Here is a 6328-nt window from a genome sequence, read left to right on the forward strand (position 1 = left end):
TCACTTACCGGGGCCGAGCTCGATCGGCACGCCGACCAGCGAGCCGTACTCGGTCCACGAACCGTCGTAGTTCTTGACGTTCTCCACGCCCAGCAGCTCGTGCAGCACGAACCAGGTCAGCGCGGAGCGCTCACCGATGCGGCAGTAGGCGATGGTGTCCTTGGCGAGGTCCACGTCGGCCTCGGCGTAGAGCGCCTTCAGCTCCTCGTCGGACTTGAAGGTGCCGTCGTCGTTGGCGTTCTTGGACCACGGGATGTTGCGGGCGGTCGGCACGTGGCCGGCGCGCTGGGACTGCTCCTGCGGCAGGTGGGCCGGGGCGAGCAGCTTGCCGGAGAACTCGTCGGGCGAGCGGACGTCGACCAGGTTCTGCTGGCCGATGGCGGCGAGCACGTCGTCGCGGAAGGCGCGGATCGCGGTGTTCTGCGGCTTGGCCGTGTAGGTGGTCCCGGGGCGCTCGGGGACCTCCTCGACCAGCTCGCGGGCGTCCAGCTCCCACTTCTTGCGGCCGCCGTCGAGGAGCTTGACGTTCTCGTGGCCGTAGAGCTTGAAGTACCAGTAGGCGTAGGAGGCGAACCAGTTGTTGTTGCCGCCGTAGAGGACCACCAGCGAGTCGTTGGCGATGCCCTTGGCGGAGAGCAGCTTCTCGAAGCCCTCCTGGTCCACGAAGTCGCGGCGGACCGGGTCCTGGAGGTCCTTGGTCCAGTCCAGCTTGACGGCGTTGCGGATGTGGTTCTTGTCGTAGGCGCTGGTGTCCTCGTCGACCTCGACGACGACCACGCCGGGGTCGTCGAGGTGCTCCTGGACCCAGTCTGCGTCGACCAGGACGTCGCTGCGGCTCATGCTCTTCCTCCGGGGCAGGTACGGGGGTTCGGCCGGGAAGCCGAAAGCTGGCAAGTTCGAGAAGGGCGCACGCGTGGCGCGGCGCGGTCGCGCGGTTCGTCGGCCGGGGGCGCACGCGGGCGGGCCCGCCGGGCGGGCCGCGGGGAACGGGGGGTGGAGCCCGTCAGGGAGTGCGACAGAGCATGGCGGCCACACGGCACAGGTCCACTGCCCGCCGCTTGGTGAGATCCGCCTGTCGCTTCATGCCCCGAATCCTAAGGACGCGGTGCGGGGCATGTCACCGTTGTGTCGCATCCTGAGACAGATCGGTCCGGTATACGGGCGCTCGGACCCCGCACCGGGCGCCGGGGAGCGCCGGAGGCCCCGTGCGGGGCCACCCCGGCCGCCGCAGGGCCAACGCCCGGCCACCACAGGGCCGCCATCGCGGACACCCCGTCTCGCGGTACGGACCGCCCGGCGGTACGGACCGTGGGCCGGCGGGCGCGGCTTCCCCCGCCCGCGCCGCCACGAGGCCGCCTACCAGGTCGTCCGCCAGGTCGACTACCAGGTCGACAGGTCGACGTCCTCGCCGGTCACCGTGATGCGGACGCCCTCCGCCGTGGGGGACACGGAGGCCAGCTTCAGGCCGCCCGGAAGGTCGGCGAGGGCCTGGTCGAAGTCGGTCACCGACCGCACCGAGCGCTCGGCGACGTCCAGGGGGAGGTCCGGCAGCGAGTCGGCCCGCACCCGCAGCTCCCCGTCCTCGACGTCGACGGTGCTGAGCACGTCCAGCGGCGGCAGCTGCTGCCCCAGCAGGGTCGGCACCACCTTGAGCTTGATCCGCCCGTCACCGCCGTGGGACAGGCCCACCACGGCCGCGGTCACCCCGGGCGCCACGTCCTGCGGCTCGGACCGCGCGGCCTTCAGCAGCTCGTCGTAGGGGACCAGCCCGGTGCCGCTCACCCGCTCCGCCCGCTCCGGGGAGTAGCCGGAGTCGAGGGTCACGCCGCGCAGGCCGACGTCCAGGTCCTCGACGGTCATGTCCTGGCCCTCGGCGCCGCTCACCGGGTACGCGTCGATGTCCACGTCCACCTCGTCCAGCTTCCCGGCGACGAGCTGGGTGAGGAACGGGAAGCCGTTGATCGCCACCTCCGGCGCCGCGCTCAGCTCCTGGGCGTCCCGGATCCCGTCCGCGGTGCGGTCCTCGGCGATGCCGACGGCGACCCGGTCGACGGCGGCCAGCAGGCCGCCGAACACCAGCGCCACGACGAGAAGTATTCGAACGGCACGCACCTGTGGGTCTCCCTGGCTGGGCGGTCGGCGGGGCAACGCGTCGCCTCGACGGTAACGCCGTCGACCGTCCGGCGGGGAAGGTTGTGGATCAGCTGTGACAAGCCTCGCGCACTTCCGGCACCCGCGTCCCGGGCGTCGTCAGTCCTCGCAGCCGCAGGAGCGCCGGACCACCAGGCGGGAGGGCACGACCCGGACCCGGTCCTGGCCGTTGCCGGGCAGCCGCACGGTGTCGTCGAGCACCAGGTCCACCGCCGCGCGGGCCATGACGGAGCGGTCGGTGGCGACCGTGGTGAGGGGCGGGTCGGTGAGCGCCGCCTCCTTGATGTCGTCGAAGCCGGCCACCGCCAGCTCCCCCGGCACGTCGATGCGCAGTTCCCGGGCGGCGCGCAGCACGCCCACGGCCTGGTCGTCGGTGGAGCAGAAGACCGCCGGCGGCCGGTCCGGGCCGGAGAGCAGGTCCAGCGCGATCCGGTAGGCGTCGTAGCGGTTGTAGGGCGCCTGGAAGCAGCGGCCCTCGGTGGAGAGACCGGCGTCGGCCATGGCCAGCCGCCAGCCCTCGACGTGGTCGGAGACCGGGTCGCCGACCTCCGGGGTCTCGGCGGTGCCGCCGATGCAGGCGACGTACGGGTGGCCGTGCTCCAGCAGGTGCCGCACGGCCTCGCGGGCGCCGCCGACGTCGTCGGTCACCACCGCGACGTCGTCTATCGCCTCGGGCCGTTCGTGGAGCAGCACCACGCGGGCGTCCCAGGCCTCGATCTCGGCGGCGGCCTGGTCGTTGAGGGCGTGGCTGACCAGGATCAGGCCGGAGACCCGCATCCCGAGGAAGGCGCGCAGGTAGTGGACCTCGCGCTCGGCCACGTAGTCGGTGTTGCCGACCAGGACCATCTTTCCGCGCTCGGAGGCGGCCTGCTCGACCGCGTGCGCCATCTCGCCGAAGAACGGCTGCCGGGCGTCGGGCACGATCAGGCCCAGCAGGTCGGTGCGGCGCGAGGCCATCGCCTGCGCCACCCTGTCGGGCCGGTAGCCGAGCTGCTGGATGGCGGCCAGCACGCGTTCGCGGGTGGCCGGGGCGACCGGCCGCGGTCCGTTGTTGATGACATAGCTGACTACGGCGGTCGAGGTACCCGCCAGTCGTGCCACGTCGTCCCGAGTCACCTTGGCCACGCGCGGAGTCTACGCGTAGAGAAACACCTCTGGGCAGGACATCTACGCTTTGCTGTCGACGCAGGTCCCGCCGGTGGACGGGCCCGGACCGGCCGGCGGCCGGCCGGTCCGCCCCCCGGTCAGGCGTCGGCCGGCAGTTCCGGGGAGATCTCCTCCCGTTCGCCCCGGTTCGCCCCCGAGCGGGACGCGGGGGCGGTGGACCGCTTGGTCTCCTCGGCCGGGCGTTCGCCCTTCTCAGGAGTGACGAAGCGGTATCCCACATTGCGGACGGTGCCGATCAGCGACTCGTGCTCGGGGCCCAGCTTGGCGCGCAGCCGCCGGACGTGGACGTCGACCGTGCGGGTGCCGCCGAAGTAGTCGTAGCCCCAGACCTCCTGGAGGAGCTGGGCGCGGGTGAAGACCCGGCCCGGGTGCTGGGCGAGGTACTTCAGGAGCTCGAACTCCTTGAAGGTGAGGTCGAGGACCCGCCCCTTGAGCTTGGCCGAGTAGGTCGCCTCGTCGACGGAGAGGTCGCCGTTGCGGATCTCCATCGGGGAGTCGTCGCCGGTGAGCTGGAGGCGGCCGACGGCGAGCCGGAGGCGGGCCTCCACCTCGGCGGGGCCGGCGGTGTCGAGGAGGACGTCGTCGACGCCCCAGTCGGCGGTCACGGCGGCCAGGCCGCCCTCGGTGACGATCAGGATCAGCGGGCAGCCGGGCCCGGTGGAGCGCAGGAGCTGGCAGAGGCTGCGGACCTGCGGGAGGTCGCGGCGGCCGTCGACGAGGATCACGTCGGCGCTGGGCACGTTCACCAGCGCGGGCCCCTCGGCGGGCGCGACGCGCACGTTGTGGAGCAGCAGGCCGAGGGCGGGCAGCACCTCGGTCGACGGCTGGAGGGCGTTGGTGAGGAGCAGCAGTGAGCTCATCGGGTCTCCACACTGTCGGTGGTCCGGTGGTGCACGGTTCGCTTGCCCATAACGTCTTGGATCCTCCTCGGTCCCCGCGAGGACGTTTGCGGCACTGGCAATCTCGGCGCGCGGCTCGGCTCCATCACCCCGGGGCCCCTTCGCCGCACCGCGTCGTGCGGGAGGAAGTCCCCGTGCACCTGCGCTTTCTCGCTCGTATACAGCTCGCTTTAATGCACGAAAGGACCCGGGGGCTGCGTCGCCCGAGTCCTCTGCCGAGCAGAATAACCCACATGAGCACCGGCAAGGCAGGTCAAGCGGCCCATTCGGCGGACGTCCCGAAGGCTGAGACACGGGGCAGACGGCCCCGCAGAACGTTTCTGCGCACGACGGACGGGGTGACGATCGATGCCGTATACGATCCCGGACCGGCTGTATACGATCCGCCCGGAGCGGAATCCGATCACCCGGCGATTGTGATGGCGCACGGATTCACCGGAGATCTGGAACGGCCCCACGTGCGGCGAATAGCGCGTTCTTTTTCGCCTTTCGGCGCGGTGATCACTTTCTCCTTCCGGGGCCACGGCGCCTCCGGCGGGCACTCCACGGTGGGCGACAAGGAGATTCACGACCTGGCCGCCGCGGTGGCCTGGGCGCGGGAGCTCGGTCACCGGAGGGTGGCCACGGTGGGGTTCTCCATGGGCGGCTCGGTGGTGGTGCGGCACGCCGCGCTGCCGGACGCCGGGGTGGACGCGGTGGCCACGGTCAGCGGCCCGGCCCGCTGGTACTACCGGGGCACGGCCGCGATGCGGAGGCTGCACTGGGTGGTGCTGCGGCCGTCCGGCCGGCTGGTGGGGCGGCTGGCGCTGCGGACCCGCATCCACCACCGGGACTGGGACCCGGTCCCGCCCTCCCCGGTGGAGTCGGTGCCGCTGATCGCGCCGGTCCCGCTGCTGGTGGTGCACGGCGACAGCGACCCGTACTTCCCGCTCGACCACCCGCGCTCGCTGGTCGAGGCGTCCGGCGGGCACGCCGAGTTCTGGCTGGAGGAGGGGATGGGCCACGCGGAGAACGCGACCGGCGAGGAGCTGGCCCGGCGGCTCGGCGCCTGGCTGGCCGACTCCGCGCGCGGGGGCCGCTAGCCTGACCGTGTTCACACATCAGTTCACTCAGCCGAGGAACGGTATGGCACAGGTAACGGTGCGCTACTGGGCCGCCGCCAAGGCCGCGGCCGGCGTCGCCGAGGAGTCCTTCGACGCGGACACCCTCGCCCAGGCGCTCGACGCGGTGCGCTCACGGCACCCCGGGGAACTCACCCGGGTACTGCGGCGCTGCTCGTTCCTGATCGACGGCGATCCCGTGGGGACCCGCGGGCACGACACCGTACGGCTGGCCCCGGGCGGCACGGTCGAGGTGCTCCCGCCGTTCGCAGGAGGGTGACCCCCACAGCATGAGCAACCAGTACGAGCCGTATCCGGGCCCGCACCAGGGGCACGGCCCGCACCAGGGGCACGGGCCCGGCTATCCGGACGCGCCATCGCCGGCCGAGACCACCCAGCAGTGGCAGGGCAACACCTGGGACTCCCAGCTCCAGCCCCACCTCGGCGCCGCCCCGTCCCCCGGGCCGTCCTCCGAGCCAGAGGCCGCGCGGACCGCGTACCTGCCGCCGGTGCCGGGGACCCCCGGGCCGGAGGGGCCCGGCGCGTACCCCGGCCACCCGCCGCAGCCGGGTGCGGCGGAGGGCGTCCGGCAGGGCCACCCGTCGCAGCCGGAGGGGTACGGCGCGTACCAGGCGTACCCACCGCGGGGCGGGGCGGCCGGTGCCGCTGCCGGGGGCGCCCCCGCGCACCCGGCCCCGGGACCGCTGCCGCACGGCACCGGGGGCGCCGCCCACACCGGTGACGCCGCCCGGCCCGGAGCCGCCGCGTACACCGGAGCCCCAGCCCAGCCCGGAGCTGCCTCCCAGCCGGGAGCCGCCGGATACCCGGAAGCCGCCGCGCAGCCCGAGGCCACCGCGTACACCGGGCCCGCCGCCCAGCCCGAGGCCGCCGGGTACGCGGGCGCCACCGCCCAGCCCGGAGCCGCCGCGTACACCGGAGCCCCAGCCCAGCCCGGAGCTGCCTCCCAGCCGGGAGCCGCCGGATACCCGGAAGCCGCCGCGCAGCCCGAGG

The 6328-nt window shown here is 73.3% G+C and carries 7 protein-coding genes and 1 pseudogene; 3 read left to right on the forward strand and 5 right to left on the reverse strand.

Annotation, left to right across the window (positions count from 1 at the left end):
* The 5 genes from ACWD3O_RS06450 to ACWD3O_RS06470 all read right to left on the reverse strand — a co-directional run bounded on the left by ACWD3O_RS06450 (position 1) and on the right by ACWD3O_RS06470 (position 4178).
* Entirely contained in the window at positions 1 to 840 is an 840-nt protein-coding gene (locus tag ACWD3O_RS06450; protein WP_451408327.1) for a sulfurtransferase, read from the reverse strand.
* A gap of 163 nt (positions 841 to 1003) precedes the next feature.
* Complete coding sequence (locus ACWD3O_RS06455) at positions 1004 to 1084, reverse strand: putative leader peptide (protein ID WP_356130315.1); 81 nt, start codon at positions 1082 to 1084, stop codon at positions 1004 to 1006.
* A 296-nt stretch (positions 1085 to 1380) separates the two neighbouring features.
* The gene (locus tag ACWD3O_RS06460) at positions 1381 to 2112 is read right to left on the reverse strand and encodes an LmeA family phospholipid-binding protein (RefSeq protein WP_451415016.1); all 732 of its coding nucleotides are present in this window, start codon (positions 2110 to 2112) and stop codon (positions 1381 to 1383) included.
* 138 nt (positions 2113 to 2250) lie between these two features.
* Positions 2251 to 3276 carry a LacI family DNA-binding transcriptional regulator gene (locus ACWD3O_RS06465; RefSeq protein ID WP_451415017.1) on the reverse strand — a complete coding sequence of 342 codons (1026 nt, stop codon included), beginning with the start codon at positions 3274 to 3276 and terminating at the stop codon, positions 2251 to 2253.
* A 119-nt stretch (positions 3277 to 3395) separates the two neighbouring features.
* Positions 3396 to 4178 carry a response regulator transcription factor gene (locus ACWD3O_RS06470; RefSeq protein ID WP_356130204.1) on the reverse strand — a complete coding sequence of 261 codons (783 nt, stop codon included), beginning with the start codon at positions 4176 to 4178 and terminating at the stop codon, positions 3396 to 3398.
* A 272-nt stretch (positions 4179 to 4450) separates the two neighbouring features.
* Here ACWD3O_RS06470 and ACWD3O_RS06475 point away from each other — a divergent pair, with 272 nt between their 5' ends.
* The 3 genes and pseudogenes from ACWD3O_RS06475 to ACWD3O_RS06485 all read left to right on the forward strand — a co-directional run.
* Positions 4451 to 5299, forward strand: coding sequence for an alpha/beta hydrolase (locus tag ACWD3O_RS06475; RefSeq protein WP_451415018.1), 849 nt, complete (start codon positions 4451 to 4453; stop codon positions 5297 to 5299).
* Positions 5300 to 5342: 43 nt separating this feature from the next.
* On the forward strand, positions 5343 to 5597 hold the full coding sequence (locus tag ACWD3O_RS06480; RefSeq protein ID WP_356130208.1) for a MoaD/ThiS family protein: 255 nt from the start codon (positions 5343 to 5345) through the stop codon (positions 5595 to 5597).
* 10 nt (positions 5598 to 5607) lie between these two features.
* Positions 5608 to 6328, forward strand: a pseudogene (locus ACWD3O_RS06485) (hypothetical protein); the annotation flags it as partial.

Source organism: Streptomyces sp. NPDC002640, assembly GCF_053592575.1.